The following is a 25,762-nucleotide window of genomic DNA, read 5'->3' as shown; positions in this document are numbered from 1 at the left end:
CCTGCCCCCTTCGACCGGTGTCAGATGCCGAGTGCCTGCTTGTAGGTTTCGAGCAGCATGTCCGCCTCGTCGCGATGATGCTTTTCCATGCGGCGCAAGCGGATGATCGTCCGCATGGTCTTCACGTCGAACCCGGTCGACTTGGCTTCGGCATAGACGTCCTTGATGTCGTCGCTGATGCCCTTCTTCTCTTCTTCCAGCCGCTCGATACGCTCGATCAGCAGGCGGAGTTGTTCCGCCGAAACATTGTCGGTCATGCAGTCCTCGGATGTCACGAATTGGTGAACGGGCGCGCCTAGCCGATCCGCGCGCCCGCCTCAACCGATCAGCGCGGTTCGGTCATCGCCGGCGGGTCGCTGGCCGGGAAACTGTCATCGAGCGCTTCGTCGAGCGCGTCATCGGTCGGGTTCCTGGCGATGCTTGCCTCCATCTTGGCGATCTGTTCGGGGGTCGCGGGCTGCTGATGGTCCGCCTTCCACTGCGCATAGGGCATGCCGTACACCGCCTCGCGCCCTTCGTCCTTTGAGATGCCCGCCGCTTCGCCCAGCCAGTCGCCTAAGCAGTTGCGGCAGAAGCCGGCCAGCCCCATCAGATCGACATTCTGGGCGTCGGTGCGATGTTGCAGATGGCGCACCAGCCGGCGGAACGCGGCGGCCTGTGCCTGCTCGCTGATTGAATCGATTGTTGCCATGACTTCGGCCTCCAAGGTTGAACCTTTACGAATAGGCATTAGAGGCAGGCGCGCAACGCCCGGAGAGTGATTATGACCAAGGCCATCAGCCCCCGTTCGCGCAAGGTTCGCGTTCTCGCCACGCTCGGCCCCGCCAGCAACACGCCGGAGATGATCGCGAAGCTGTTCGAGGCCGGTGCCGATGCGTTCCGGGTCAATATGAGCCATGGCGACCAGCAGTCGAAGGTCGCGGTGATCGAAGCGATTCGCGGGCTCGAGCGCCAATATGGCCGTCCGACCACGATCCTCGCCGATCTGCAGGGGCCGAAGCTGCGCGTCGGTCGCTTCGCCGAAGGTCGGGTGATGCTGGAAACCGGTCAGCGCTTCACGCTCGACCGGTCGAGCGAGCCAGGCGATGCGACGCGGGTCGAACTGCCGCATCAGGAAATCTTTGCCGCGATCGCCCGCGACGCCCGTCTGCTGCTCGACGACGGCAAGCTGGTGCTGCGCGTGCTCGACCATGACGACGAAAAGATCGTGACCGAAGTGGTGGTCGGCGGCGCGCTGTCCAACTCGAAGGGGCTGAACGTGCCCGACGTGGTGCTGCCGATGGCGGCACTGACGCCCAAGGATATTTCCGACCTGCATTTCGCAGTCGAACAGCGCGTCGACTGGATCGCGCTGTCGTTCGTGCAGCGCCCGGAAGATCTGGCCGAGGCGCGCAAGCTCATTCAGGGCAAGGCCGCGCTGCTCGCCAAGATCGAGAAGCCATCGGCCGTCGCGCGGCTGGAGGAGATCGTCGAGCAGTGCGACGGCGTGATGGTCGCGCGCGGCGATCTGGGCGTCGAACTGCCGCCGCAATCGGTGCCGCCGCTGCAGAAGCGCATCGTCGAGACTGCCCGCCGCCTGGGCCGCCCGGTCGTGGTCGCGACGCAGATGCTCGAATCGATGATCACCTCACCCTCGCCGACCCGTGCCGAGGTGTCGGACGTCGCCACCGCCGTCTATGACGGGGCCGATGCGATCATGCTGTCGGCGGAGAGCGCCGCGGGCAGCTGGCCGGTCGAATCGGTCACGATGATGAACGACATCGCGCACGCCGTCGAACGCGATCCGGCGCATGGCGACCGCGTCCACTTCACCGTGCTGCGTCCTGATCCCACCACCGCCGACGCACTGGCCGAGGCGGCCAAGAACATCGCGGCGACCGTCGATGCGAAGGCGATCCTGTGCTTCACCAAATCGGGCTCGACCGCGCGCCGCATCGCGCGCGAACGTCCCGCGGTGCCGATTATGGTACTGACCCCGCAGATCGACACCGCCCGGCGGCTGGGGCTGCTGTGGGGCGTCCACGCCGTCCACACCCGCGACGTCGCCTCGTTCGAGGAAATGGTGGCGAAGGCCAAGCGCATGGTGCTGCGCCACAACATCGCAAAGGCCGGCGACCGGGTCGTGGTCTGCGCGGGCGTGCCGTTCGGGACGCCGGGATCGACCAACGTGCTGCATGTGGTGCAGATCGTCGGCGACGAATTGAAGAATTACAAAGGCTTCGAAGCGTAACCTCCAAGCTCCCCGGCACGGGGAGGGGGACCGCTCGCGAAAGCGAGTGGTGGAGGGGGCTGGCCACCGACGCTGTGCTTGCGGCGATCCCCCTCCACCAGCTTCGCTGGTCCCCCTCCCCGTACCGGGGAGGAATTAGGCTTCTTCTACCCGGACATCGACGTCGAGCACTTCTTCGCCAGCGCCCATGCGCACGCCGGCGATCGGTGCCGCACCGGCGGCGTCGAGCGCCACCGCGACCCGGATATGGTCTAGCCCCGATCGGCCGCCAACCGCCGGATCGAACGCATACCAGCCGCCCGAAACGAACGCTTCCGCCCAGGCATGCGGGGCGGCGGTGCGGCGTTCGTCGTCGCCCGACAGGCTGTATCCCGACACGTACCGCGCCGGCACACCCCGCGCCCGCGCGGCGGAGACGAAGATCTGCGCCATGTCGCGCGGCGACAGCCGGTCGTCCCCTGCCGCCTCGACCGCGCTGCGGATCGCCGGCGTCGGCCGCCGGTCAAGTTGCCAGCGTCCATGGATCGCCGACGCCAGCGCCGTCATCGCCGTCAGGTCGCTGCCCGTCGCCAACGCCGCAATCGCATCGTCGGCGCGGGTCAGCGGCGTCACCCGCCGGAACAATTCGGGCGGAAACGGCTCGTCGCCGGCGTCGATCGGGCCGTCGCTCTCGCTCAACAACGCCTCGCCGGTGACAGTCAGGCACAGCGTCTCGACCGGGCCCTCGGCATAGAGCATCCGCGTCAGATTGCCGTAACCGTCAATGCTCTCGCGCAGCCGCGCGTCGCAATCGACGTCGATCCGCCAGTTGACCACCGTCTGATGGCTGGTGTCGCCGGGAAAGAGGCGCAGCAGCTGGACGATGCGCGCCTGCGGTTCGGTGAAGAGATACCGCGTCTCGTGCTGAACCGACAGCCGCATCAGATGAAGCGGAACTGACGGGCGATCGCGGCGTCGAGCATCGCATTCTCCCGGATGAAGGCGGTCAGATATTCATGCAGCCCGCTGACGATCACCTCGTGCGCGCGGGTCTTCTGCATCCGGGCGAGGCGTGCGCGGGCCATACGGTCGGCCTCTCCCTGGAAACCGGTACGCTTGCCGAGCATGTTCAGCATTTCGACCGTTTCATCGACGCACGCCGCCAGACTGCGCGGCACTTCGCCACGCGACAGCAGCAGTTCGATGACGCTCGCCGGCTTCAACCCGTCGCTGTACAGCCAGCGATAAGCGGTGACGGCCGACACGGTCTGCAGGATCGTCGTCCATTGATCGCGGTCGATCGCACCGCCGATCCGCTCCCCTTCGGGCAGCAACAGGTGATATTTGACGTCGATCAGTCGCGCGGTGTTGTCGGCGCGCTCGATGGCCGCACCCAGCTGCACGAACCACGTCGCCTCGTTCTTCATCATCCGCTGCACCGCGCCTTCGAAGCCGCGTGCCTCGGCCTTGATCGCCTCCACCAGGTTCAGGATGTCCTCGCCCTCCTCGCCGCGCGGCGAATTGAAGACGATCCACGCCCGGTTGATCGCCGTCCAGGCGTCGCGGGTGAGCGCGGTGCGCACCGCCTTCGCATTGTTGCGCGCGGCGTCGAGACACCACAGGATCGAACCCGGATGGCTGCGGTCGCAGGTCAGGAAGCGGGCGACCGACCCCTGCCCCACCGCCTGTCCGGTCGCGGCGAAACTGTCCTCGGTATAGCTGACCGCGAGCGCGCTGGCCCAGGCGGCATCGCCCGCCGGGCGCGACGACAGCGCGTCGAGCCGCACCGTCGCCTCGACCAGCCGCGCCAAAAAATCGGCGCGTTCGACATAGCGGCCCAGCCAGTAGAGCGAGGCGGCGGTGCGCGACAGCATCGCCATGTCAGCGCCCCCCCTGCGATTGGGTCATGCCGCCCATCGTCTGCGACTGCATGGGCGGGTCGTCCATCAGCACGAAACTGTCTTTAGTCCCGCCACCTTGGCTGGAATTAACGACCAGCGACCCTTCCTTCAGCGCGACGCGGGTCAGGCCGCCCGGCACCACCTGCACCTTGTTCGCGCCGGTCAGCACGAACGGGCGGAAATCGACGTGACGGGGACTCAACCCCGCATCGGTCAGCGTCGGGACGGTCGACAGCGCCAGCGTCGGCTGTGCGATATAGCGCTGCGGCTCGGCGATCAGCGCGCGGCGAAACTCCTCGATCTCCGCCTTCGATGCAGTCGGCCCGACCAGCATGCCGTAGCCGCCCGACCCGTCGACCAGCTTCACCACCACTTCGTCCAGATGGTCGAGGACATATTTCAGCGCCTCGGGCTCGCGACAGCGCCACGTCTCGACATTCGGCAGCAGTGGCTCGCTTTCCGAATAGAAGCGGACGATTTCGGGCATGTAGCTGTAGATCGCCTTGTCGTCGGCGATGCCGTTGCCCGGCGCATTGACCAACGCGACATTGCCCGCGCGATAGGCGGCGATCAGTCCGGGGACGCCCAGCAGCGAATCGGGGCGAAATACGACGGGATCGATGAAATCGTCGTCGATCCGGCGATAGATGACGTCGACCCGGACCCGCCCGGCAATCGTCTGCATCCACACGACGTCGCCATCGACGACCAGATCGGCCGGCTCGACCAGTTCGATCCCCATCGAATCGGCGAGGAAGCTGTGCTCGTAATAGGCCGAATTGAAATGGCCCGGCGTCAGCACGACGCAGGTCGGATGCGCGCCCGCGCCCGGCGGCGCGACCGATCGCATCGTCTCCAGTAACAGGTCGGGATAGCTGTCGACTGCCGCCACGCGAAAATTGCGGAACAGTTCGGGGCACAGCCGGATCATCGCCTCGCGGTTTTCCAGCATGTACGACACGCCCGACGGGGTGCGGGCATTATCCTCCAGCACGAAGAATTGGTCCGGCCCGGTGCGCACCAGATCGATTCCGCAGATATGCGCCCACACGCCGTGCGGCGGGCGGATGCCGGCGATTTCCGGGCGGAACTGGCTGTTGCCGAAGATCAGGTCGGGCGGCAGCACCCCCGCCTTTAGAATACGGCGTTCGCCATAGATGTCGTCGAGGAACGCGTTGATCGCTTGCGTGCGCTGCACCAGCCCCTGCGACAGGCGCGCCCATTCATCCGCCTTGAACACGCGCGGCACGATATCGAACGGGATGATCCGTTCCGCGGCCTCGCTCTCGCCATAGACGGCGAAGGTGATGCCGAGCTGGCGAAAGGTCGCCTCAGCCGATTGCAGGCGCCGTTTCAACTCATGGGGCGGCACCTCGCGCATCCAGCGTGCCAATGCCGCAAGGTCGTCGCGCGGATTGTCCGGCCCACCCTGTCCCCAGATTTCGTCGAACGCCTGCCCCATCCGTCCTCCAACGCCGCCAGCCGGTAATTTATCCCCATGCTGCGATGCGAAAATGGCGCTGGCAAGCGGGTTCGCAGGTCAGGAAACTAAATCGGTCAGCGTGGCGGGCGTAAGTACCTGTGGCAGCACCCGTGCATCTCGACTGCCCGGCGCATAATAAAGATAGAGCGGCACCCCGGCACGGTTGTGCGCCTCGATGAACCGGCCCAGCACCGGGTCGCCATCGGTCCAGTCGCCGACCAGGACCTTTACTCCGCCCTTGCCGAACGCATCGGCGACCGCCCGAGTCTCGATCGCGGCGCGTTCGTTGACCTTGCAGGTCAGGCACCAGTCGGCGGTGAAATAGGCGAAGACCGGCTTGCCCTCCGCCCGTAACGCCGCCAGCCGCGCCTCGGTGAACGGTTCGGCCCCGGCGATTCCAGTCGGTGCGGCGCCGGCCGGGGCGGCACGCTCGACCAGCGCGGTCGTGCCGATCGCCAGCACCAGCGCCGCCAGCCCCGGCCACCACGGCCGGTCGCGCCCGCGCAGCTGCCGCCGCCCGGTCCACCACAGGCCGAGCGCCGCCAACAGCAGCGCGGCAAGCCCCAGCGCCATGCCGTCGACGCCCGCCTGCCGTCCCAATATCCATGCCAGCGCCAGCGCGGTCAGGAACATCGGCACCGACAGGATCTTGCGAAGCATATCCATCCACGCGCCCGGCCGCGGCAGACGGCGGCGCAGCGCGGGCACAAAGCCGAGCAGCAGGAATGGCAACGCCAGTCCGAAGCCGAGCCCGGCGAACACCGCCATCGCCGCGACCGGCGGCAGGACCAGCGCCGATCCCAGCGCCGCCCCCATGAACGGGCCGGTGCACGGCGTCGCGACGAACGCCGCCAGCGCACCGGTGGCGAACGCCCCGCCCCTTCCGCTCCGCGTACCGACCTGCGGCGTCGGCAGTTCGAACAGGCCGGCAAGGTTCAGCGCGATCGCGCCGGTCAGGACCAGCAGCAGCAGCACGACGCGCGGATCGGTCAGCTGGAACGCCCAGCCCGCCGCTACCCCCGCCGCGCGGATGGCGAGCAGCGCGCCGCCCAGCACCAGGCACATCGCCACCGCCCCCGCGGTATAGGCTACGCCCTCCGCGCGGGCGTGCGCCGCCGACTCGCTTGATCGCGCAAGGCTGAGCGCCTTCAAGCTCAAGATCGGAAAGACGCACGGCATGATATTGAGCAGCAACCCGCCCAGCAATGCCCCGGCAAAGGCGATCAGCGCGGCGCGCAGCGGGGCCGGTTCGGCGGGTGCGGCGACGCTGCCGGGTGTCGCCCGGATCAGGAACCCTTCGCCCGGTCCGGTCGCCAACACCCCTTCCAGCGCCGCCGGGCTGCCGCTGCCCTTCGTCGCCACCACGATCGCGTCGCCGTCGCGCTCGATCCGCTGCGGCGCGTCGTAATCAAGCGCATTCTCGGTCAGCGGAAAGAAATAGGCGTTGCCGATCGCGACATCGGCCGGAAACGGCACCCGCAGCCGCAACTGCTCGCCCGGCTGGAACACAGCCGGCGATCCGATCGGTTTGGGAAGCGCGCGACGCCAGCGATCGAACTCCGCACGCCGCGCCGGATCGATCGCCCCGTCACCGATCGTCAGGTCGGTGTTGAGCGTAGCCTTTTCCGGCACGCAGATCTCGCGGGTACACACCAGATAGTCGATCGCCAGCCGCACCGGCAGCTTCGTACCCGGCGCCAGCCCCGCCGGCACGCGCAACTCGGTCAGCAGCGTCCATGGCCGTTCATAGACATAGTTCATGATGCCGGCGACGGTCAGCCGTTCGGGCACCGGATAGCGTAGTTCGCCGACGCGGGCGCCTGCCGGCAGCGTCCAGTCGAGCCGGGGCTGCGTCCCCACCGCACCGGGATTGCGCCAATAGCCGTGCCAGCCGGCATCGGGCACCGACACCAGCGCGATGGCGACGCTCGACCCGGCCGCCGGCGTGTCGCTTTCCGCGACCATCCGCATCTGGACATGCCGTTGCCCCGGCATCTGCGCCGCCGCCGGAAACGCGCTGAACAGCAGCGCGAGCAACAGGACGATTCGCAACGATACTATTCTTGCCGCTGTCATGGACGCGGGGTAGCGGAGATTCGGGACGGATGCACCGTCCGCGGAGTACCCGATGCGCCTCGTTTCCCTTGCCGCGCTGTTGCTGGCGACCGTCACCCCCGCCTTCGCCCAGACCGCGGCGCCCGCGCCGGTCGCCGATCCCGTGCCGCCGACCTATCCGGCGACCCCGCCCAAGCTGATCGTCGCGATCTCGGTCGATCAATTCTCGGCCGACCTGTTCGCCGAATATCGCGGCCGCTTCACCGACGGCTTCGCGCGACTGATGCAGGGGGCGGTATTCCCGGCGGGCTATCAGAGCCATGCCGCGACCGAAACCTGCCCCGGCCACTCGACGATCCTGACCGGATCGCGCCCGTCGCGCACCGGCATCATCGCCAATGACTGGGTTGATCAGCGCAGCAACACCCGCCCCGGCTTCAAGGTCTATTGCGCCGAGGACGAGCGCGTGCCCGGTTCGACCTTCGACGACTATACCGTGTCCGACGTCCATCTGATGGTGCCTACGCTGGGCGAGCGGATGAAGGCCGCCGATCCGCGCACTCGCGTCGTTTCGGTCGCGGGCAAGGACCGCGCGGCGGTGATGATGGGCGGGCACAAGGTCGACGAACTGTGGTGGTTCGGCAAGAACGGCTTCGTCAGCTATGCCGGCCGCGCGATGCCGCCGGTCGTCGCCCGCGCCAACGCCGCCGTCGCCAAGCGCATCGCCACCGCACAGCCGGCAATGACGCTGCCGACCTTCTGCCAGCCGCTCGCCCGCGCGGTGCGGGTCGGCGACAAGACGGTCGGCACCGGCCGGTTCGAACGCGCCGCGGGCGACGTTGCCAATTTCCGCCGCTCGCCCGAATATGACGCCGCCGTGCTCGCGCTCGCCGCCGGGCTGATCCAGGACATGAAGCTGGGACAGGGACCGCAGACCGACATCATCTCGATCGGCGCGTCGGCCACCGACTATGTCGGCCATGGCTATGGCACCGAGGGTAGCGAGATGTGCCTGCAGCTCACCTCGCTCGACCAGAGCCTCGGTGAATTCTTCCGCGTGCTCGATGCGACCGGCGTCGATTACCAGGTCGTCCTGACCGCCGATCACGGTGGGAGCGACGCGAGCGAGCGGCTGGCCGCCCATGCCGTGCCCGACGCGGTCCGCCTCGACGGCGAATTCACCGTCGACCGCATCGGCAAGGCGATCGGCGAAAAACTGAAGATCGCCGGCCCGGTGCTGTTCGGCGGGGTGAATGGCGATGTGTGGTACGACATCAAGCTGACCCCGGCGCAGCGGGCGGCAGTCGAGCGCGAAGCGATCGCGATGTTCACCGCCCATCCGCAGACACAGGCAGTGTTCACCCGCGCGCAGATCCTCGCCACGACCGTGCCGAACAGCCCGCCCGAAACCTGGTCGCTGATCGAACGCGCGCGCGCGTCCTTCTACCCGCCGCGCTCGGGCGACCTGTTGGTGGCGATGAAGCCGCGCGTGCTGACCGTGCCACACCCGGTCGCCGGTACCGCCGTCGCTACGCATGGCAGCTTCTGGGACTATGACCGGCGGGTCCCGATCCTGTTCTGGCGCAAGGGTCAGGGCGGGTTCGAGGAGCCGTTCGGCGTCGAGACGGTTGACATCCTCCCGACGCTGGCGGCCACGATCCGCCTGCCGGTGCCAAAGAACGAGATCGACGGCCGCTGCCTCGACCTCGATCCTGGCGACGGGACGACGTGCCGATGAAGGTCGTCCGGAGGGTGCTCATGCTGGCGGCACTGACCCTGTCCGGTGCAGCGATCGGCCATCCGCCCGAGCCAGACTGCTCAATCCGCTACTCTGCGAGTGAGGATCTGACCCAGTCGGTGCGACGCGACGGCTTTCGCTTCGACGGCTTCGATCGACTGTGCCCGATCCTTCGCCGCGAGAGGCTGCGGGTCGTCGTCACCAGCATGAACGGTGTCCTGCTCGACCGTGCTTATGGCTGGGTCTCTGTCGTGCTAGAACGGGAGGCCAGCGGCGTTGCCGAAACCTTGACCCAGCAATCGACGGTCATGGACCGTATTGCCGACAGCCCCACGGCAAAACGAGCCGAACTGACAGCGCTCAATAACGCCTTGCGTGATTTGGCTGCCGATTCCGACGTCCATCTCCGATCGGTCGCGGCAGCCGAAGTGCGTGCCCGAGCCCTATTGGTTCGGCCTGCCCAGTAACCGCCACCCGAGGGGGCATCACCGCGTCTCGAACTTGCGCACCCCCGGCCCCAACCGGTTCGTGCCGACCGCGACGCCGTCGCCGGTATAGTCCGCCACGAATGCCGGGCTCTTCGTCACGCTCGGGGCAAGGCGCGCGTCATTGTCCTCGACGCGCAGGCCGTTCGCCGGGAAGGTCCGCTTCTCCGCCCCAACGACGATGAACCCGGTCCAATTCTCCTTCGCCTTGCCCTGAACGAAGGTATTACGTGCGATCAGCCCGGTGGCGCCTTCGGGCAGGTCGATCATATAGTTGGTCTTGCTGCCGCGGCTGTCGTCGAAGCTCGAATCGGTGATCTCGATCCGCGGCGCGCGGATCTTGACGTAATGGCCACCCGTGCCGCGTTCGAAGCGTGAGCGCCGGATGACGATCGCACCGTTGTTGCTCAGATACACCGCGTGCGAACAATCGGTCGTCTCGCACTGGCCGAGCCCGGCAAAGGTCGACCGGTCGATGGTGATGCGCTGCTGCCCGTCGGGATTGCCGCCCAATATCCCTTCCTGACTGTCGAGGAAGGTCGAATTGGTGACGGTCAGGTCGCCAATCTCGGTACGGATGCCCGCGCCGTTGCCGTCGGGTACGCGGATGCCGCGAAAGACGATGCCGTCGACCGTCGAGCGCCGCCCGCGCAGGACGAAGGTCGCCTTGCCCTCGCACGCGCCGCCGTCGAAGATTACGGTGCCCGGCACCCGCGCGCGGAAGGTGATGTCGCCACCGCTCTGGACGGTGCAGTCGCGATAGGTGCCGGGTGCGATCAGAATCGTCGCCGTCCCGTCGCGCACCGCGCTCACCGCCGCATCGATCGTCGGATAGCTGTCGCCGGTCTGTTCGATCACGAACGGCGCGGCGCGCTGCTGCGCGGGCAACGGCGCTGCGCCGAACAGCAGGACAAGCGGCAGGAAGCGGCGGAGGGTCATGCAGCGGGCCTCGACAGGGATCGGCCCGCTATGCGCCGTCCGCACCGCCGACGGAAGCGTCGGAAACGCACTGTCTCCGTCCCGCCGCGATACGCCCGATCAGACGTTCAGCCGCGCGCGCATTTCCTTGCCGGGCTTGAAATAGGGCACGCGCTTGGCATCGACCTCGACCGCTTCACCGGTACGCGGGTTGCGGCCGGTGCGCGCATCGCGGCCGCGGGTCGAGAAGGCGCCGAAACCGCGCAGTTCCACCCGGCCGCCATTGCGCAGCCGTTCGGTGATGGTGTCGAAGAAGGTCGATACGATCCGTTCCACATCGCGCAGCGGCAGCGAGGGATTGTCCTGCGCAATCTTTTGAACCAGCTCGGATCGGATCATCTTTCCCTCGGCATTCCAGACATCTAGGTCCAAACCGGCCCGGTTTGGCGCGCTACGCCTAACCTGAATTTATTTGAAACGACAATCCGCCTTTCGAATGAACGAAAAACGGGGCGCTCCGATTTGGAGCACCCCGTCTGTCGTCCCGCAAAGGAAGGAGAATTTTACTTCTGCTCGCCGCGAGCCTTCAGCGCTTCGCCGAGGATGTCGCCGAGCGACGCACCCGAGTCCGACGAACCGTACTGCGCAACGGCCTGCTTCTCTTCGGCGATCTGCATTGCCTTGATCGAGAAGGTCGGCTTCTTCGAACGATCGAAGCCGGTGACCATCGCATCGAACTTCTGGCCGACCTGGAAACGCTCCGGACGCTGTTCGTCGCGGTCGCGGCCGAGATCGGTGCGCTTGATGAAGCCGATCGCGCCATCGTCGCCCTGCTGCACTTCGAGGCCCGCATCGCGGACTTCGAGCACGGTCACGGTGACGACCGCATTCTTGTTCAGGCGATCACCCGCCTGCGCGGCGACCGGGCCACCACGCTCGAGCTGCTTCATGCCGAGCGAGATACGCTCCTTGTCCGGCTCGACGGCCAGCACGACGGCCTGAACCGTCTCGCCCTTGCGGTGCAGGTTGAGCGCGTCTTCGCCCGAAATGCCCCACGCGATGTCCGACATGTGGACCATGCCGTCGACGTCGCCGTCCAGACCGATGAACAGGCCGAATTCGGTCGCGTTCTTGACTTCGCCCTCGACGGTCGAACCGACGGGGTGATCTTCCGCGAACTTCTCCCACGGATTGGCCTGCGCCTGCTTGAGGCCCAGCGAGATGCGGCGCTTGTCCTGATCGACTTCGAGGACGATCACGTCGACTTCCTGGCTGGTCGACACGATCTTGCCCGGATGGACGTTCTTCTTGGTCCAGCTCATTTCCGACACGTGGACCAGACCTTCGATGCCCGGCTCCAGTTCGACGAACGCACCATATTCGGTGATGTTCGTGACGCGGCCCGACAGCTTCGCGCCGACCGGATACTTGGCACCGGCGCCATCCCACGGATCGCTTTCCAGCTGCTTCATGCCGAGCGAGATGCGCTGCGTGTCGCGGTTGATGCGGATGATCTGGACACGGACGGTGTCGCCGATGTTCAGCACTTCCGACGGATGACCGACGCGCTTGTACGACAGGTCGGTGACGTGCAGCAGGCCGTCGATGCCGCCCAGATCGACGAACGCACCGTAATCGGTGATGTTCTTGACGACGCCGTCGATCACCTGACCTTCGGCGAGGCTCTGGATCAGGCCCGAACGCTGTTCGGCGCGGGTTTCTTCCAGCACCGCGCGACGCGACACGACGATGTTGCCGCGCTTGCGGTCCATCTTCAGGATCTGGAACGGCTGCGGGATGTCCATCAGCGGGGTGACGTCACGCACCGGACGGATATCGACCTGCGAACCCGGCAGGAACGCCACGGCGCCCGACAGGTCGACGGTGAAGCCGCCCTTGACCCGGCCGAAGATGACGCCTTCGACGCGCGCGGTCTTGGCGAATTCGGTTTCCAGCTTGTCCCACGCGGCTTCGCGACGGGCGCGGTCGCGGCTCAGCATCGCTTCGCCGTTCGCATTCTCGACGCGATCGACATAGACTTCGACTTCGTCACCGACCTTCAGATCGGCCTTCTGGCCCGGCGCCGCGAATTCGCGCAGCGGCACGCGGCCTTCCGACTTCAGACCGACGTCGATGACCGCAAGGTCGTTCTCGATGCCGGTCACGGTACCGATGACGACGCGGCCTTCGAAGCTTTCCGAAGCACCGAACATGTCGTCGAGCATCGACGCGAAATCGTCACGGGTGGGATTTGCCATGCTGGCCATATAAATCTTGGTTCCTAAACGTACTATTTTCCGGCCGGCCGGTTGTCTCCGGCGGTCTTTGACCGGGATTGCCCCGTGCACCGAATGCGACACGCGGCATCCGGCGATCATATCATCACGAAAGGCATGACCCGGCTGTGCGGAAAGGGCGCGTGAGCACCCGGCCTTCGCGAGTCTGTGCTCGTCGAACCGGCGCGCCATACGCCTTTTGGCGGTGGCGTGCAACGGTTGGCGGTGCGGTTTCGGCGGCGGAAGAAGGGTTGGTTCACGCGAAGGCGCGGAGAAGAAGGTTGGGTTTTCGCGCGGAGGCGCAGAGAGGTCGCGTGCGGGGCGCACCTTCGTCGCGCCAACGGCTGTCCTCCGTCGGTGCAGGTTAATCGAAAGGCTTCGCCGGATCAGCGTCAGCCGCCTGACACGCAACCCCACTGCGCCTCTGCGCGAACTCTACCCGCTCACTTCCTTCAGCTCTCCGCGCCTTCGCGTGAAAACCAGATCACCCCCGACGCCCGCCACGATACGGCTTCGCAGCATGCCGCGGCGGCGCGCTGTTCGTCCGGCGCTGCGGCGCCGCCGGCGGACCCGACATCTGTTCGAACATTAGGTCGTCGTCGGGCGTCGCCGTGCGCTTGACCGATGCGATGAACTTGCCCGCGATGGCCTTGGGGATTTCGAACGCCGATTCGTCATTGGCGATACGGATCGCGCCGATCTCACCCTTGGTGATATGACCGCGGCGGCACAGCAGCGGCAGCAGCCAGCGCGGATCGGCATTGTGCCGCCGGCCGACATTCATCCGGAACCACACCGTGTCCTCGAACCCCGGACGCGGGCCTTCCTGCCGTTCGCGCCGTTCGGGCACGCCGCCGGCCGACAATTCCTCGGGCGCAGGCAGCTTGGCCCGATAGGCACGGACCAGCAACGCGGCGATATCCTCTGGCGTCTTCTCAGCGAGCAGGCGCGCGCCGAGTTCGACATCGGCCTCGTCGAATTCGACCGGCTCTGCGAGCTTGGCGAGCAGGCGTTCGCGATCGGCGGCATGTATCTGCTCGGGGGTCGGCACCCCGATCCACTCCGCGTTGATCTTGGCATCGCGCAGCAGCCCCTCGACGCGGCGACGGCGCTGGAACGGCACGATCAGCGCGGCGATGCCCTTCTTGCCCGCCCGGCCGGTACGCCCCGAGCGGTGCTGAAGCGCCTCGGCATCACGCGGCAGTTCGACATGCACGACGAGGCTTAGCGACGGGAGATCGATCCCGCGCGCGGCGACGTCGGTCGCGACGCAGACGCGGGCACGGCGATCGCGCAGCGCCTGCAGCGCATGGTTGCGCTCCGACTGCGAATGCTCGCCCGACAATGCGACCGCATCGAAGCCGCGCTCGACCAGATTGGCGTGCAGATGGCGGACGGCTTCACGCGTCGCGCAGAACAGAAAGGCCGTATCCGGTTCGTGCAGGCGCAACAGGTTGACGACCGCATTCTCGATATCGTTCGGCGCGACGGTCATCGCCTGGTAGCTGATGTCGCCATGGCCGCGCTCGGCCTCGCGCGTATCGATGCGGAACGCATCCTTCTGGTACCGCTTGGCGAGCGCCACGATCGGCTTGGCGAGCGTCGCTGAGAACAGCAGCGTGCGGCGCTCGGCCGGCGTCCCGTCGAGAATCCCCTCGAGGTCCTCGCGAAAGCCCATGTCGAGCATCTCGTCGGCTTCGTCGAGAATCGCGACCTTCAGTCCCGACAGGTCGAGCGCGCCACGTTCGAGGTGATCGCGCAGACGGCCGGGCGTGCCGACGACGATATGCGCGCCGTGGCTCAGGTTGCGGCGTTCGCGCGCGGCATCCATGCCGCCGACGCACGACACGATGCGCGCGCCGGTCGGGCCGTACAGCCACAGCAGCTCGCGCGCGACCTGCAGGGCCAGTTCGCGGGTAGGCGCAATGGCCAGCGCCAGCGGCGTACCAGCGCGCGGCATCTTGTCATCGGCGTCGAGCAGGTCGCGCGCCATGGCGAGACCGAAGGCAACGGTCTTGCCCGATCCGGTCTGTGCGGACACGAGCAGGTCGCGCCCCTCGGCTTCGGGGGTCAGGACGGCCGCCTGCACGGCGGTCGGGGCTTCATAGCCGCGCGCGGATAGCGCCGCGGATAGCGGTTCGGGCAACGTCGAAAAAGGCATAATGCGCCAAATGGCCCCAAAATGCGGCTACGGCAAGGCCAAGCATCGCCCAATCTTGGCGCCGCGCATCGGGATCGCACCGATTCGAAGCGGATTCATCCGTCTAGGTCGGGTTGCGTACCCGGACGTTGTCGCCCGCCGTTCCCGAACCCACATCGGCAGTGCGAAAGGATATCCAATGTCGATCGACCGCCGCCGCCTGCTCGAACTGACCGGACTATCCGGCCTAGCCGCCCTGATCGGCTGCGCTCCCGAGGCCAGCGAGGCGGCCCCCAATTTTCCGTTCAGGCTGACCGATGCGCAGTGGAAGGCGCGGCTCACCCCGACGCAATACAACGTCCTGCGGCAGGAAGGGACCGAGCGGCCCTATAGCAGCCCGCTCAACGGTGAGAAGCGCAAGGGGCAGTTTGCCTGTGCCGGCTGCGGTCACCCGCTCTTTTCGTCTACCACGAAATTCGAAAGCGGCACCGGCTGGCCAAGCTTCTACGCCCCGCTGAACGGCGCGGTCGTCACGAAGACCGACCGTTCGCTGATGATGACGCGGACCGAGGTGCTCTGCGCACGCTGCGGTGGACATCTCGGCCATGTTTTCGACGACGGGCCACGCCCGACTGGCAAACGCTATTGCATGAACGGCGTGGCGATGACCTTCCGCCCCGCCTGACGCACCGCGATCAATCGTTGAGCGCGACGACCTGCCGGGCGTGCGCCGGCTGGATGCTGGCACCACCGGTCGGGGCCGGCGGATCGACCTTGGCGATCTCCATCGGCGCGGCGAATTCGGCCGGGGCCGGCGCATGGCCCGCATAGATGAAGCCGTTGGTCGGATAGGCCGAGGTGCCGAGCCCACCGAGCGGACCGAACCACACCTTCACCTCGCTCCAGTCGCCTGCCGCCGACACATCGATCGCGCGCACGTCGCGCTCGATGCCGCCGCGCTGTGACCAGTTGGCATGGGTCAGCAGCACTTCGCGGTCGCTGACGACCTTCGACACCATCGCGACATGGCCGAAGCGCATCTTCGAGGTAGCGGCGAACGACAGGACCGCGCCTTCCTTCGGCGCATGGCCGCGTTCATACTTGCCGGCGGCTTGGCTCCACCAGGTATGGGCGTTGCCGAAAATCTCGACGCCCGAGATTTCGCGGGCATAGGGGGCGCATTGCCAGAACCGGGCCTGAGCCGGAGCCACCATCGTCAGAGCGCACGAAACCACCAGCGCAAAACGCGCTGCCAAAGCACCAAAATTCATCTGACCCCCACGGCCCCACGAATGTCGTGAGCGGCTTCAAGCAGGGTTTGAGGCCCGCGAAAACCCCACCTCCGGCCGAACGGGAACCAATTCCGACGAAGCGTGTTTGCGCGGCGATGACTGGCGGATGAACCGATCCGCGCCCGTCGTTCACCCTCCCGTCCGCTGTATTCCGACGCTTCGTCCGCTGCCGCACGATGCGACCAACCGCATGACAATGATGTTGCAATGCAGCACCTGACATGATCGGATGTGTCGTCGACCGGGTTTCGCCACGTTCGTTCAGCAAGCTGTTAACCGTTTCCGCGTAACATCCGGTCGTTGGCTATTTGGGCGGGGAGTTGATGATGGCGATTGCACGCAGACCAGCCGAAGGTGCGATGACGCTGGCCGAAATGAAGGAATTCGCGACATTCTCGTCTGCGACGCAGCGCTATATCCGCCGCTCGCTCGACATTGGGCTCGACCGCGACGACGCGATGCGCCGCTGGTCGCGCGACGTGGTGGAAGCCGCCAGCATCCGTGCCCAGGCCCGCATCTACGATCGCCTGCCCGATATCCGCGCCTGCATTCCCGAAGACAGCGGCCTCGACGCGACCGAGCCTTTCATGACGCCGCTGCTGATGGTCACCGCCTTCGATCTCGGCCAGGGCCGACTGACCACCTTCGGCGCGTATCGCTTCCTCTACGAACGGCTGGTCGGGGCCGAGGCGCGGCCGTGGTTGCCCGCCGCTTTCTGCGCATCGGCGGCGCTGCCGCATCTGCACCCCGAACTGCGCCGCAAGCTGTTGCAGTCGCTAAGCGAAGCGGCCGCTACCGCCTCGGGCTGGTCGCTGCGCCAACCGGCCTTCTATCCGGCATGGGTCGAAAAGGTCGAGGCCGGCGCCCCGATGCACTGACCGGTCGGCGGGGTCAGCGACACGCCCCGCCGAACCCGCGCGCCGCCTGATCGAAATGAAAATGGTCGCGGTGCGCGGCGTTGTAATCAGGCGACAATACCGTGGAGAACACGCCGCACGCGCCATCGCGCACCTCGCGCAGGAACGCCGCCTTCGCCGCATCGTCCCGCCCCTGCCCCGCCGTCCAATCGCCGACGACGCTGATCCGGCGGCCATCGTCGAGGACGAAGGCGGCGATATCCAGCGCGTTGGCCGTCGCATGTTCGCTGAACGCACCGCTGTCGCGCCCGTACAGGCGGCGGCAGTTATAGCTGCCGAAATTCTGGATGCGGGCGACCTGCGTCCCGAAATGCTTCTGCGCCGCCGGCTGCACCACCTGCCATTCCCATAGCGCCATGCCGGTCGCGACCCGGCATGACACGCCGACATCGGGAGTAATGGCGATGGTACGCGATCCGCCGCCGCGCATCCGCACTGCATCGTCATAGCCGCATTGCGCCGCCCCCTCGCGCGCCGGCAGCGCGGTATAGCGGACCCCTGCGGCATCCAGCAGCGCCCCGCACCCCGCGAAATCGCCGCGCAGGTCGCCGATCTTGCCGCGCGTGAACATGCCGATCGGCTGCGACAGGTCGAGCGGGGTCCATGGCACATCCTGCGGCCGGCTGCGCGCAAAGGCATACAGGGCAAAGGCGATCGCGGCGAGGATGGCGAGCCAGACGATCAGGCGTATCCCCGCCGATAGCGTCCTCACCCGCGCACCGCGCGCGACGCCGGTTCGGCCGTGACCGGATAGCCGAGGTCGTCGGGAATGCAGATCCAGTCGCCATCGGCACGCGCCTCGACCCAGGGCGTGATCGTCCGCACCGGCCAGCGCGCTGCCGATGCGAAGGCAGCATCGCTGTCACCATGTTCGGCCAGCCGCTCCAGCACCCGCCGGGTCGGGAACAGCAATGTCGCCTCGCCACGATCCGCCGCCGCCAACGCGTCCGCGGCACGTGTCCACAACACCCGGCGGTTCTCGGTCGCATCGACCCGCGCTTCGCGTGCCGCGTCGGGAAGGCGGGCAAGGAAAAAATGGGTGTCGAACACCCGCACCGGCACATGATCGGGCCGCCAGCGGGCATAGGGAACCAGCGGCGTCGGATCGACCGGCGCCAGTTCGGCGAGCGGCACACCGCCGGCCAGCGCGCGCCGCATCGACTCGACGTCGCCATCGATGCCGATCGCGATCCCGGCCTCCTCGATCGTCTCGCGAATCGCCGCCAGTCGCGGTGCCAGATCACCATCGCCCATCGTCAGCGCCAACGCACGGTCGCCGGGGTCGATCCGCCCGCCCGGAAACACCAGCGCCCCGCCGGCAAAGGCCATCGTCGCCGCCCGTTCGACCATCAGGATATCGGGCGGACCGTCGGGCCGGTCGCGCAGGACGATCAGCGTGGCGGCGGGAATGGCATCGGTCATCGCCGCCGACTTGGGGAGCGGCCCGCGCGATGTGAAGTCAGTTCGCCGGCACGGGCGGCGGCGCGACCAGCAATCGCCAGTTATCGGGCAGATAGTCGAGCGACATATAATAATAGAAGACACACGACCTGTCGGGCCGATAGCTGCCGCCCTTCAACAACCCGATCGCGGTATCGCCCAGGAACACCGGTCCGCCGCTGTCGCCCCCGCGACATCCCGGCCCCGCCACCGCGACCCAGGTCGGCAGGCACGGCCCACCGCACAGATCCCCTGACGGCGCGAAGTCGACCATCATTACCTCGGCACAGCTATAGCCGCTGCTCTCGCCGCGATGGCAGACGATGTCGCCAACGCGGGTACTCGCGCGGCTGCGCTGCCCCGTGACGGTGCGGATCTGCGTTCGCGCCGCGTCGGCGAAGAACAGCGGCCGGACCGCTTCCGGCGTCGCATTGACCTGTACGTCGTGAAAGCCCCAGCCCCATTGCCCGACAAAGGTCGTCGGCGTCACCGACCGGTCGGGCGCGATATGGTCGAGTTGATCGGGACAGTGCGCGGCGGTGAGGATACCGGTCTGCGCGCCATCGGTCACGACGAAGCCGGTCGTACAATAATAGCGGCGACCATTGGCCGGATCGGGTCCGATCAGCCGCGATCCGCCGATCACCTCGCCCGCCAGATCGAGGTCAGGGCGACCGGTGGTGGCAAGGCGGATCGGAACGCCGGTCATCTCGGCCAATCGTCGCCGCAACGCCGGGACGTCGCCACCGGCATCGGCCGCGCCGATCTGGACCAGCAACGCCCCCTGCCGCGCGTCGATGCCGATCGCCGGCGGTCGAGTCAGCATCGCGCGAATCTGCGCCTGATGCCGGTTCAGTGCGTCGAGCAGTTCGACCCGCGTCGACTTCGCGCCGATGCGGAAGCGGACCGGGATGGTCAGGTCACCGGCGCGAATCTCGGCATCGGCGACTGGGCGATTGCCTGTCAGCAGCACCGATACCGCGCCGTCGGGCTCGATCGCGATGCCGGCGATCCGGTCGCGATAGCGTCCCTCGATCCAGTCGGTCGCGGCGATGCTGGCAAGCTGTTTGCGCAGCACGACCAGTGCTGCGGCCGGATCGATGCCGCGGACGCGCGCAACCTCGGCGGCATCCTGCGCCAATGCCGCCTCAGCAGAAACGACAGTGGCGGCGTCCTGCGCCGCGGCGGGCAATCCCGCCACCAGCGCAAGCGCCGCCACCAGCCAACGCAGCATGTCGCTCAGTCGAGTCGCCGCGCCAGTTCCTTATTGAGCGCCAGCGCCGCCAGCGTGCCGACCGCACCCGAAAGCAGGTACAGGCCCGACGCGATCAGCCCCAGCTTGTCGGCCAGCGCCAGCGCGACCAGCGGCGCGAAGCCCGCCCCGAACAACCAGGCGAGGTCCGAGGTCAGCGCAGCACCGGTATAGCGCGAATCCTTGGCGAAGTTCGACGCGACTGTCCCCGACGACTGGCCGAACGACAGGCCGAGCAGGATAAAGCCGGTAATCATGAACGCGATCTCGCCCGCGTCACCGCCGTTCAGCAGCAGCGGCGCAAGGCCCGAGAACAGCGCGATCGCGACCGCCCCGATGCCAAGCAGCGTCCGGCGACCGACATGGTCGGCGAGTACGCCCGAAATGATGATCGCGAAGATGAAGAAGATCGCGCAGGCGGTCTCGATCCACAGGAAGCGGGCAATCTCCTGTTCGGTGAACAGCAGGATCCACGACAACGGGAACACCGTGACCATGTGGAACAGCGCGAAGCTGGCCAGCGGCACCAGCGCGCCGATCGCGATCGTCTTCCATTCGCGGCCGACAGTCGGCAGCACCGGCGATGCCTTCAGCTCGCGATTCTCGAACAGCGCCGTATATTCGGGCGTCACGACGATGCGCAGCCGCGCGAACAGCGCGACGACGTTCAGTGCAAAGGCGACGAAGAACGGATATCGCCAGCCCCAGCTGATGAAATCCTCGGCACTCATATAGGCAGTGAAGAAGGCGAACAGCGCGCTAGCGACCATCAGGCCGAGCGGCGCGCCCAGCTGCGGGATCATCGCATACCAGCCACGCCGGTCCTGCGGCACGTTCAGCGCCAGCAGCGAGGCGAGCCCGTCCCACGCGCCGCCAAGCGCAATCCCCTGCAGGATGCGCAGTGCCGACAACAGGATCGCCGACCATGCCCCGGCCTGCGCGTAGCTGGGCAGGAAGCCCATGGCCACCGTCGCGGTGCCGAGCAGGAACAACGCGATGGTCAGCTTCGTCCCGCGCCCGTGGCGGCGGTCGATCCACATGAACAACAGCGTACCGAGCGGACGTGCGAAGAACGCCAGCGGGAACAGTGCGAACGAATAGAGCGTGCCGGTCAGCCGGTCGACATAGGGGAAGACCAGCTGCGGGAACACGATGACCGAAGCGATCGCATAGACGAAGAAGTCGAAGAATTCCGACGTACGCCCGATGATAACGCCGATCGCGATCTCTTCGGACTGGACGCTGATCTGCGCCTCGCCATTGGGCGACGTGTTGACGGCCCGGGCATCGGCCTCGATCTCTTTAGAATGGACGAAGGCCTCGGCCATAGGGACTCCAAACGTTGCGCGGATGGACGCGCGGGTAGACTGAATGTGCGCCCGTTATCGCAATGCACCAAACGCGGGGATAGGACAAAATGTCCTATCGCAGTGCAGCATCGCTCGGCATAGGTCGCGCGCATGATCCTGCCCCGCTCGCTTCCGTGGCAACGGCCACTGCGTTCGCTCCTGCCTCTTGCGGCCCTGCCGCTGGTCGGTGGGTGCGACATGGTCGTGCTCAATCCCGCCGGCGACGTCGCGCGCCAGCAAGCCGACGTCCTGATGATCTCGGTCGGCCTGATGCTGCTCATCATCATCCCGGTGATGGCGCTGACCGTCTGGTTCGCGTGGAAATACCGCGCGACCAACGAAAAGGCGACGTACAAGCCGAACTGGGACCATTCGACCGCGCTCGAACTGGTCATCTGGTCGGGTCCGCTGCTGATCGTCATCGCGCTCGGCGCGCTGACCTGGATCAGCACCCACCTGCTCGATCCCTATCGCCCGATCGGGCAGATTTCGTCGGGCAAGCCGGTGCCGGCAAACCAGAAGCCGCTGGAAATCCAGGTCGTTTCGCTCGACTGGAAATGGCTGTTCATCTATCCGGAACAGGGCATTGCGACCGTCAACCGGCTGGTCCTGCCGGTCGATCGCCAGGTCAGTTTCCGCCTGTCGTCGTCGTCGGTGATGAACACCTTCTACGTGCCTGCGATGGCCGGCATGATCTACACGATGCCGGGCATGGAGACGAAGCTCCACGCCGTGATGAACAAGCCGGGCACCTATGAGGGCATGTCGGCACATTACAGCGGCGCCGGCTTCTCCTATATGAACTTCAAGACCACCAGCACCGACACCGCCGGCTTCGACCGGTTCGTGGCGGGGGTGAAGGCGATGCCGAACCGGCTCGACACCGCGCGCTATCTCGAACTGGAAAAGCCCAGTGAAAAGGTGCCACCGATGGGCTTTGCCGGCGTCGAACAGGGCCTGTTCACCCGCATCGTCCAGATGTGCGTAAAACCCGGCACGCCGTGCATGACCGAAAGCATGCAGCATGGTGGCGGCCATGGCTCGGCGGTGAACAGCCGCCTGCCCCAGCAAGGCGAACGCACCAAGGGCGCACTGGAAAAGGCGCCGTCCGAATATGGCGTCAGCCCGCACAGCAGCGGCGACGCGCCGCAGGGTCCGAAGGCCGCTCCCGGCGCCGCCGATCCCGGCAGCGATGCCAACCGTAACATGACCCGCCTCGCGCCGCGCGCGATCCCGGGCCGCCCCGCTTCGGCGCAAGGCTGAGACACATCATGTCCGATACCCTTACCAAGCTGATCTTCGGTCGCCTGACGATCGAAAGCTTCCCGATCCACGAACCGATCATCGTCATGACCTTCATTGCGGTCGCCATCGGCGGCGCGGCGGTGTTGGCGGCGCTGACCTATTTCAAACTGTGGGGCTATCTCTGGAAAGAGTGGTTCACCACGGTCGATCACAAGAAGATCGGGATCATGTACATGATCCTCGGCATCGTCATGCTGCTGCGCGGCTTCGCCGACGCGATCATGATGCGTAGCCAGCAGGCGATCGCCTTCGGCCAGAACGAAGGGTTCCTGAACGCCCATCACTATGATCAGGTGTTCACCGCGCACGGCGTAATCATGATCTTCTTCGTGGCGATGCCGTTCGTCACCGGTCTGATGAACTATATCGTTCCGCTGCAGATCGGCGCGCGCGACGTGTCCTTCCCGTTCCTGAACAATTTCAGCTTCTGGATGACCGCGTCGGGCGTCGTGATCGTGATGGCCAGCCTGTTCGTCGGCGAATTCGCCCGCACCGGCTGGCTGGCGTTCGCGCCGCTGTCGGGGCTGGATTATTCACCCGACGTCGGCGTCGACTATTATATCTGGGCGCTCCAGCTGGCGGGCGTCGGTACCTTGTTGTCGGGCGTCAACCTGATCGCGACCATCGTCAAGATGCGCGCGCCCGGCATGGGCCTGATGAAGATGCCGATCTTCACCTGGTCGGCGCTGGTCACCAACATCCTGATCGTCGCCGCCTTCCCGGTCCTGACCGCCGTGCTCGCCATGCTGTCGCTCGACCGCTATGTCGGTACCAACTTCTTCACGAACACATTGGGCGGCAACCCGATGATGTATGTGAACATGATCTGGATCTGGGGCCACCCGGAGGTCTACATCCTGGTGCTGCCGGTGTTCGGCGTGTTCTCCGAAGTCGTGTCGACCTTCTCGAGCAAGCGGCTGTTCGGCTATACGTCGATGGTCTACGCGCTGCTGGTCATCACCATCCTGTCGTACCTGGTGTGGCTGCACCACTTCTTCACCATGGGGTCGGGGGCGAGCGTCAACTCGTTCTTCGGCATCACGACGATGATCATCTCGATCCCGACGGGTGCGAAGATCTTCAACTGGCTGTTCACCATGTATCGCGGCCGGATCCGCTACGAACTGCCGATGATGTGGGCGATCGCCTTCATGCTGACCTTCACCATCGGTGGCATGACCGGCGTGCTGCTCGCGGTGCCTCCCGCCGACTTCGTGCTGCACAACTCGTTGTTCCTCGTAGCGCACTTCCACAACGTCATCATCGGCGCGGTGGTGTTCGGTACCTTTGCCGGCATCAACTACTGGTTCCCCAAGGCGTTTGGGTTCAAGCTCGACCGCACCTGGGGCCTGGTCAGCTTCTGGTGCTGGTTCGTCGGCTTCTGGGTCGCCTTCACCCCGCTCTACGTGCTGGGCCTGATGGGCATTACCCGGCGCCTGCGCCACTTCGACGATCCGAGCCTGCAGATCTGGTTCGTCATCGCCGCCGTGGGTGCCGCGATCATCGCGGTCGGCATCGCCGCCTTCCTCATCCAGATCGCCGTCAGCATCCTGAACCGCGACAAGCTGCGCGACGTCACCGGCGATCCGTGGGACGGCCGCAGCCTCGAATGGGCGACCTCGTCGCCGCCGCCGGACTATAACTTCGCGTTCACGCCCGTCGTCCACGACATGGACGCTTGGTACGACATGAAGAGCCATAAGTACGCGCGGCCGACGGAAGGCTTCCAGCCGATTCATATGCCGAGCAACACCTGGGCCGGCATCGTGATCGCGGGCGTGTCCACCGTCTTCGGTCTGGCGATGGTCTGGTACATCTGGTGGCTGGCGGCGCTGTCGTTCGTCGCGGTGATCGGCGTCGCGATCTTCCACACCTTCAACTACAAGCGCGACTTCCACATTCCGGTCGAGGAAGTCATCGAGACGGAGCGTCGGCGGACCGCCGACCTCCAAGCCGCGGGGGCGTAAGGATTATGGGTTCGTCGGTTCAAGTCCCCGCAGGCGCGTCCGAGCGCGCCTTCCATCTCGCGGAGGAGCATGAGCATGAAGCCGGGTCGAGCACGATGCTCGGCTTCTGGCTCTACCTGATGAGCGACTGTCTCATCTTCGCCATGCTCTTCGCTTCCTATGGCGTCTATTCGGGCAGCACCGCGGGTGGCCCGGACGCCAAGGAGCTGTTCGATCTGCCGCTCGTCGCGCTCAATACCGCGATGCTGCTGTTCTCGTCGATCACCTACGGCTTCGCCATGATTGCCGCCGAAGAGGGCAAGAAGGCAGCGACGCTGCGCTGGCTCGCCATCACCGGCCTGTTCGGCCTGTGCTTCCTCGGCATTGAACTCTACGAGTTCAGCCACCTGATCCACGAAGGTGCCGGGCCGCAGCGTAGCGCGTTCCTGTCCAGCTTCTTCACGCTGGTCGGTACCCACGGCCTGCACGTCACCTTCGGCATCGTCTGGCTGGTGACGCTGATGGTACAGGTCGCCAATTTCGGGCTGGGCGCCGCCAACATGCGCCGCCTGATGTGCCTGTCGCTGTTTTGGCACTTCCTCGACGTCGTCTGGATCGGCGTCTTCACCTTCGTCTATCTGCTGGGAGTGCTGTAATGGCCGGCCACGCACATCATGATGCGCACGGACATGGCCATGGCGGCCACGGCGATGCGCCCGCGCACGGCTCGCGCCGCGAATATGTCATCGGCTTCCTGCTGTCGGTCGTCCTGACCGCGATCCCCTTCGCGCTGGTCATGACCAACGCCTTTGCCGATACCCGGATCACCGCCGGCATCGTGATGATCTGCGCGATCGTGCAGATCGTCGTCCACATGATCTACTTCCTGCACATGAATACGAAGTCGGAGAATGGCTGGACGCTGATGGCGTTGATCTTCACCGCCATCCTCGTGGTCATCGTGCTGTCGGGCTCGCTATGGGTCATGTACCACATGAACCTGAACATGATGCCGCAGATGTCCGGGGAAATGAGCACGATGTGAGCCGGCCGGGG

The 25,762-nt window shown here is 66.2% G+C and carries 24 protein-coding genes; 9 read left to right on the top strand and 15 right to left on the bottom strand.

Going from position 1 to position 25,762, the window contains the following annotated elements; all coding sequences use genetic code 11:
• Nucleotides 1-20: 20 nt before the first annotated feature.
• On the bottom strand, nucleotides 21-257 hold the full coding sequence (locus tag ACTHQV_RS01245) for a DUF2312 domain-containing protein (RefSeq protein WP_110152188.1): 237 nt from the start codon (nucleotides 255-257) through the stop codon (nucleotides 21-23).
• A gap of 68 nt (nucleotides 258-325) precedes the next feature.
• A complete protein-coding gene (locus ACTHQV_RS01240) occupies nucleotides 326-691 on the bottom strand; it encodes a DUF1244 domain-containing protein (RefSeq protein WP_440487980.1) in 366 nt (121 codons plus the stop codon).
• Between the two features lie 72 nt (nucleotides 692-763).
• Between ACTHQV_RS01240 and pyk the strand changes: the two genes are divergently transcribed.
• Nucleotides 764-2,230: a pyruvate kinase gene (gene pyk / locus ACTHQV_RS01235; protein ID WP_440487978.1), complete on the top strand. Its 1,467-nt coding sequence runs from the start codon at nucleotides 764-766 to the stop codon at nucleotides 2,228-2,230.
• A 135-nt stretch (nucleotides 2,231-2,365) separates the two neighbouring features.
• On the opposite strand, the gene ACTHQV_RS01230 is transcribed toward pyk, so the two are convergent.
• The 4 genes from ACTHQV_RS01230 to ACTHQV_RS01215 all read right to left on the bottom strand — a co-directional run bounded on the left by ACTHQV_RS01230 (nucleotide 2,366) and on the right by ACTHQV_RS01215 (nucleotide 7,669).
• A complete protein-coding gene (locus ACTHQV_RS01230) occupies nucleotides 2,366-3,151 on the bottom strand; it encodes a transglutaminase family protein (protein ID WP_440487977.1) in 786 nt (261 codons plus the stop codon).
• Nucleotides 3,151-4,083 carry an alpha-E domain-containing protein gene (locus ACTHQV_RS01225; RefSeq protein ID WP_440488300.1) on the bottom strand — a complete coding sequence of 311 codons (933 nt, stop codon included), beginning with the start codon at nucleotides 4,081-4,083 and terminating at the stop codon, nucleotides 3,151-3,153. The genes ACTHQV_RS01230 and ACTHQV_RS01225 overlap by 1 nt, the downstream gene beginning before the upstream one ends.
• 7 nt (nucleotides 4,084-4,090) lie before the next feature.
• On the bottom strand, nucleotides 4,091-5,572 hold the full coding sequence (locus ACTHQV_RS01220; protein WP_440487976.1) for a circularly permuted type 2 ATP-grasp protein: 1,482 nt from the start codon (nucleotides 5,570-5,572) through the stop codon (nucleotides 4,091-4,093).
• Between the two features lie 78 nt (nucleotides 5,573-5,650).
• Nucleotides 5,651-7,669 carry a protein-disulfide reductase DsbD family protein gene (locus tag ACTHQV_RS01215; protein WP_440487975.1) on the bottom strand — a complete coding sequence of 673 codons (2,019 nt, stop codon included), beginning with the start codon at nucleotides 7,667-7,669 and terminating at the stop codon, nucleotides 5,651-5,653.
• A gap of 52 nt (nucleotides 7,670-7,721) precedes the next feature.
• Here ACTHQV_RS01215 and ACTHQV_RS01210 point away from each other — a divergent pair, with 52 nt between their 5' ends.
• Together ACTHQV_RS01210 and ACTHQV_RS01205 are read left to right on the top strand one after the other, a co-directional pair.
• The gene (locus tag ACTHQV_RS01210) at nucleotides 7,722-9,386 is read left to right on the top strand and encodes an alkaline phosphatase family protein (protein ID WP_440487974.1); all 1,665 of its coding nucleotides are present in this window, start codon (nucleotides 7,722-7,724) and stop codon (nucleotides 9,384-9,386) included.
• 20 nt (nucleotides 9,387-9,406) lie between these two features.
• Nucleotides 9,407-9,853, top strand: a complete 447-nt coding sequence (locus tag ACTHQV_RS01205) for a hypothetical protein (RefSeq protein WP_440487973.1) — start codon at nucleotides 9,407-9,409, stop codon at nucleotides 9,851-9,853.
• An 18-nt stretch (nucleotides 9,854-9,871) separates the two neighbouring features.
• Here ACTHQV_RS01205 and ACTHQV_RS01200 read toward each other — a convergent pair whose 3' ends face one another.
• The 4 genes from ACTHQV_RS01200 to ACTHQV_RS01185 form a co-directional block, all read right to left on the bottom strand.
• Entirely contained in the window at nucleotides 9,872-10,810 is a 939-nt protein-coding gene (locus ACTHQV_RS01200; protein WP_440487972.1) for a right-handed parallel beta-helix repeat-containing protein, read from the bottom strand.
• 99 nt (nucleotides 10,811-10,909) lie between these two features.
• Nucleotides 10,910-11,188 (bottom strand): integration host factor subunit beta, encoded by a 279-nt coding sequence (locus ACTHQV_RS01195; RefSeq protein ID WP_440487971.1) that lies wholly within the window; start codon nucleotides 11,186-11,188, stop codon nucleotides 10,910-10,912.
• Nucleotides 11,189-11,352: 164 nt separating this feature from the next.
• A complete protein-coding gene (gene rpsA / locus ACTHQV_RS01190; RefSeq protein WP_440487969.1) occupies nucleotides 11,353-13,056 on the bottom strand; it encodes a 30S ribosomal protein S1 in 1,704 nt (567 codons plus the stop codon).
• A gap of 493 nt (nucleotides 13,057-13,549) precedes the next feature.
• Nucleotides 13,550-15,226: a DEAD/DEAH box helicase gene (locus ACTHQV_RS01185; protein WP_440487968.1), complete on the bottom strand. Its 1,677-nt coding sequence runs from the start codon at nucleotides 15,224-15,226 to the stop codon at nucleotides 13,550-13,552.
• A gap of 178 nt (nucleotides 15,227-15,404) precedes the next feature.
• Here ACTHQV_RS01185 and msrB point away from each other — a divergent pair, with 178 nt between their 5' ends.
• The gene (msrB, locus tag ACTHQV_RS01180) at nucleotides 15,405-15,890 is read left to right on the top strand and encodes a peptide-methionine (R)-S-oxide reductase MsrB (protein ID WP_440487966.1); all 486 of its coding nucleotides are present in this window, start codon (nucleotides 15,405-15,407) and stop codon (nucleotides 15,888-15,890) included.
• Between the two features lie 10 nt (nucleotides 15,891-15,900).
• Here msrB and ACTHQV_RS01175 read toward each other — a convergent pair whose 3' ends face one another.
• Nucleotides 15,901-16,476: a CHAP domain-containing protein gene (locus ACTHQV_RS01175; RefSeq protein WP_440487965.1), complete on the bottom strand. Its 576-nt coding sequence runs from the start codon at nucleotides 16,474-16,476 to the stop codon at nucleotides 15,901-15,903.
• 347 nt (nucleotides 16,477-16,823) lie between these two features.
• Between ACTHQV_RS01175 and ACTHQV_RS01170 the strand changes: the two genes are divergently transcribed.
• Nucleotides 16,824-17,375, top strand: a complete 552-nt coding sequence (locus ACTHQV_RS01170) for a hypothetical protein (RefSeq protein ID WP_056395575.1) — start codon at nucleotides 16,824-16,826, stop codon at nucleotides 17,373-17,375.
• Nucleotides 17,376-17,388: 13 nt separating this feature from the next.
• Here the strand turns inward: ACTHQV_RS01170 and ACTHQV_RS01165 are convergent, their stop codons facing one another.
• The 4 genes from ACTHQV_RS01165 to ACTHQV_RS01150 are packed head-to-tail and all read right to left on the bottom strand — an operon-like array spanning nucleotide 17,389 to nucleotide 21,434.
• Nucleotides 17,389-18,126: an extensin-like domain-containing protein gene (locus ACTHQV_RS01165; protein WP_440487964.1), complete on the bottom strand. Its 738-nt coding sequence runs from the start codon at nucleotides 18,124-18,126 to the stop codon at nucleotides 17,389-17,391.
• A complete protein-coding gene (locus ACTHQV_RS01160) occupies nucleotides 18,123-18,836 on the bottom strand; it encodes an NUDIX hydrolase (RefSeq protein ID WP_440487963.1) in 714 nt (237 codons plus the stop codon). The genes ACTHQV_RS01165 and ACTHQV_RS01160 overlap by 4 nt, the downstream gene beginning before the upstream one ends.
• 37 nt (nucleotides 18,837-18,873) lie before the next feature.
• Nucleotides 18,874-20,088, bottom strand: coding sequence for a hypothetical protein (locus ACTHQV_RS01155; RefSeq protein ID WP_440487962.1), 1,215 nt, complete (start codon nucleotides 20,086-20,088; stop codon nucleotides 18,874-18,876).
• Nucleotides 20,089-20,093: 5 nt separating this feature from the next.
• The gene (locus ACTHQV_RS01150; protein WP_440487961.1) at nucleotides 20,094-21,434 is read right to left on the bottom strand and encodes an MFS transporter; all 1,341 of its coding nucleotides are present in this window, start codon (nucleotides 21,432-21,434) and stop codon (nucleotides 20,094-20,096) included.
• Nucleotides 21,435-21,566: 132 nt separating this feature from the next.
• Here ACTHQV_RS01150 and cyoA point away from each other — a divergent pair, with 132 nt between their 5' ends.
• Genes cyoA through cyoD form a run of 4 tightly spaced genes read left to right on the top strand, consistent with a single transcriptional unit; the run spans nucleotide 21,567 to nucleotide 25,751 of the window.
• Nucleotides 21,567-22,718: a ubiquinol oxidase subunit II gene (cyoA, locus tag ACTHQV_RS01145; RefSeq protein ID WP_440487960.1), complete on the top strand. Its 1,152-nt coding sequence runs from the start codon at nucleotides 21,567-21,569 to the stop codon at nucleotides 22,716-22,718.
• An 8-nt stretch (nucleotides 22,719-22,726) separates the two neighbouring features.
• Nucleotides 22,727-24,727: a cytochrome o ubiquinol oxidase subunit I gene (gene cyoB / locus ACTHQV_RS01140; protein WP_440487959.1), complete on the top strand. Its 2,001-nt coding sequence runs from the start codon at nucleotides 22,727-22,729 to the stop codon at nucleotides 24,725-24,727.
• A gap of 5 nt (nucleotides 24,728-24,732) precedes the next feature.
• Nucleotides 24,733-25,362, top strand: coding sequence for a cytochrome o ubiquinol oxidase subunit III (gene cyoC, locus ACTHQV_RS01135; protein ID WP_440487958.1), 630 nt, complete (start codon nucleotides 24,733-24,735; stop codon nucleotides 25,360-25,362).
• Complete coding sequence (gene cyoD / locus ACTHQV_RS01130; protein ID WP_440487956.1) at nucleotides 25,362-25,751, top strand: cytochrome o ubiquinol oxidase subunit IV; 390 nt, start codon at nucleotides 25,362-25,364, stop codon at nucleotides 25,749-25,751. Before cyoC ends, cyoD begins: the two co-directional genes overlap by 1 nt.
• Nucleotides 25,752-25,762: the final 11 nt, after the last annotated feature.

The sequence above is a fragment of the Sphingomonas sp. SAFR-052 genome (assembly GCF_051965015.1).
Classification (GTDB): Bacteria; Pseudomonadota; Alphaproteobacteria; order Sphingomonadales; family Sphingomonadaceae; genus Sphingomonas.
The sequence above is the reverse complement of the archived record's forward strand: the minus strand, read 5'-3'. Positions and strand labels throughout refer to the sequence as shown.

Excerpts from the sequence above, each read along its gene's own strand:
- ACTHQV_RS01150 (WP_440487961.1), bottom strand. The coding sequence starts at position 21,434 with ATGGCCGAGGCCTTCGTCCATTCTAAAGAGATCGAGGCCGATGCCCGG.
- ACTHQV_RS01195 (WP_440487971.1), bottom strand. The coding sequence starts at position 11,188 with ATGATCCGATCCGAGCTGGTTCAAAAGATTGCGCAGGACAATCCCTCG.
- ACTHQV_RS01215 (WP_440487975.1), bottom strand. The coding sequence starts at position 7,669 with ATGACAGCGGCAAGAATAGTATCGTTGCGAATCGTCCTGTTGCTCGCG.
- cyoB (WP_440487959.1), top strand. The coding sequence starts at position 22,727 with ATGTCCGATACCCTTACCAAGCTGATCTTCGGTCGCCTGACGATCGAA.
- ACTHQV_RS01245 (WP_110152188.1), bottom strand. The coding sequence starts at position 257 with ATGACCGACAATGTTTCGGCGGAACAACTCCGCCTGCTGATCGAGCGT.
- ACTHQV_RS01170 (WP_056395575.1), top strand. The coding sequence starts at position 16,824 with ATGGCGATTGCACGCAGACCAGCCGAAGGTGCGATGACGCTGGCCGAA.
- cyoA (WP_440487960.1), top strand. The coding sequence starts at position 21,567 with ATGATCCTGCCCCGCTCGCTTCCGTGGCAACGGCCACTGCGTTCGCTC.
- ACTHQV_RS01210 (WP_440487974.1), top strand. The coding sequence starts at position 7,722 with ATGCGCCTCGTTTCCCTTGCCGCGCTGTTGCTGGCGACCGTCACCCCC.
- ACTHQV_RS01230 (WP_440487977.1), bottom strand. The coding sequence starts at position 3,151 with ATGCGGCTGTCGGTTCAGCACGAGACGCGGTATCTCTTCACCGAACCG.
- ACTHQV_RS01155 (WP_440487962.1), bottom strand. The coding sequence starts at position 20,088 with ATGCTGCGTTGGCTGGTGGCGGCGCTTGCGCTGGTGGCGGGATTGCCC.
- ACTHQV_RS01205 (WP_440487973.1), top strand. The coding sequence starts at position 9,407 with ATGCTGGCGGCACTGACCCTGTCCGGTGCAGCGATCGGCCATCCGCCC.
- cyoC (WP_440487958.1), top strand. The coding sequence starts at position 24,733 with ATGGGTTCGTCGGTTCAAGTCCCCGCAGGCGCGTCCGAGCGCGCCTTC.
- msrB (WP_440487966.1), top strand. The coding sequence starts at position 15,405 with ATGTCGATCGACCGCCGCCGCCTGCTCGAACTGACCGGACTATCCGGC.
- cyoD (WP_440487956.1), top strand. The coding sequence starts at position 25,362 with ATGGCCGGCCACGCACATCATGATGCGCACGGACATGGCCATGGCGGC.
- ACTHQV_RS01175 (WP_440487965.1), bottom strand. The coding sequence starts at position 16,476 with ATGAATTTTGGTGCTTTGGCAGCGCGTTTTGCGCTGGTGGTTTCGTGC.
- rpsA (WP_440487969.1), bottom strand. The coding sequence starts at position 13,056 with ATGGCCAGCATGGCAAATCCCACCCGTGACGATTTCGCGTCGATGCTC.
- ACTHQV_RS01160 (WP_440487963.1), bottom strand. The coding sequence starts at position 18,836 with ATGACCGATGCCATTCCCGCCGCCACGCTGATCGTCCTGCGCGACCGG.
- ACTHQV_RS01225 (WP_440488300.1), bottom strand. The coding sequence starts at position 4,083 with ATGCTGTCGCGCACCGCCGCCTCGCTCTACTGGCTGGGCCGCTATGTC.
- ACTHQV_RS01240 (WP_440487980.1), bottom strand. The coding sequence starts at position 691 with ATGGCAACAATCGATTCAATCAGCGAGCAGGCACAGGCCGCCGCGTTC.
- ACTHQV_RS01220 (WP_440487976.1), bottom strand. The coding sequence starts at position 5,572 with ATGGGGCAGGCGTTCGACGAAATCTGGGGACAGGGTGGGCCGGACAAT.
- pyk (WP_440487978.1), top strand. The coding sequence starts at position 764 with ATGACCAAGGCCATCAGCCCCCGTTCGCGCAAGGTTCGCGTTCTCGCC.
- ACTHQV_RS01185 (WP_440487968.1), bottom strand. The coding sequence starts at position 15,226 with ATGCCTTTTTCGACGTTGCCCGAACCGCTATCCGCGGCGCTATCCGCG.
- ACTHQV_RS01200 (WP_440487972.1), bottom strand. The coding sequence starts at position 10,810 with ATGACCCTCCGCCGCTTCCTGCCGCTTGTCCTGCTGTTCGGCGCAGCG.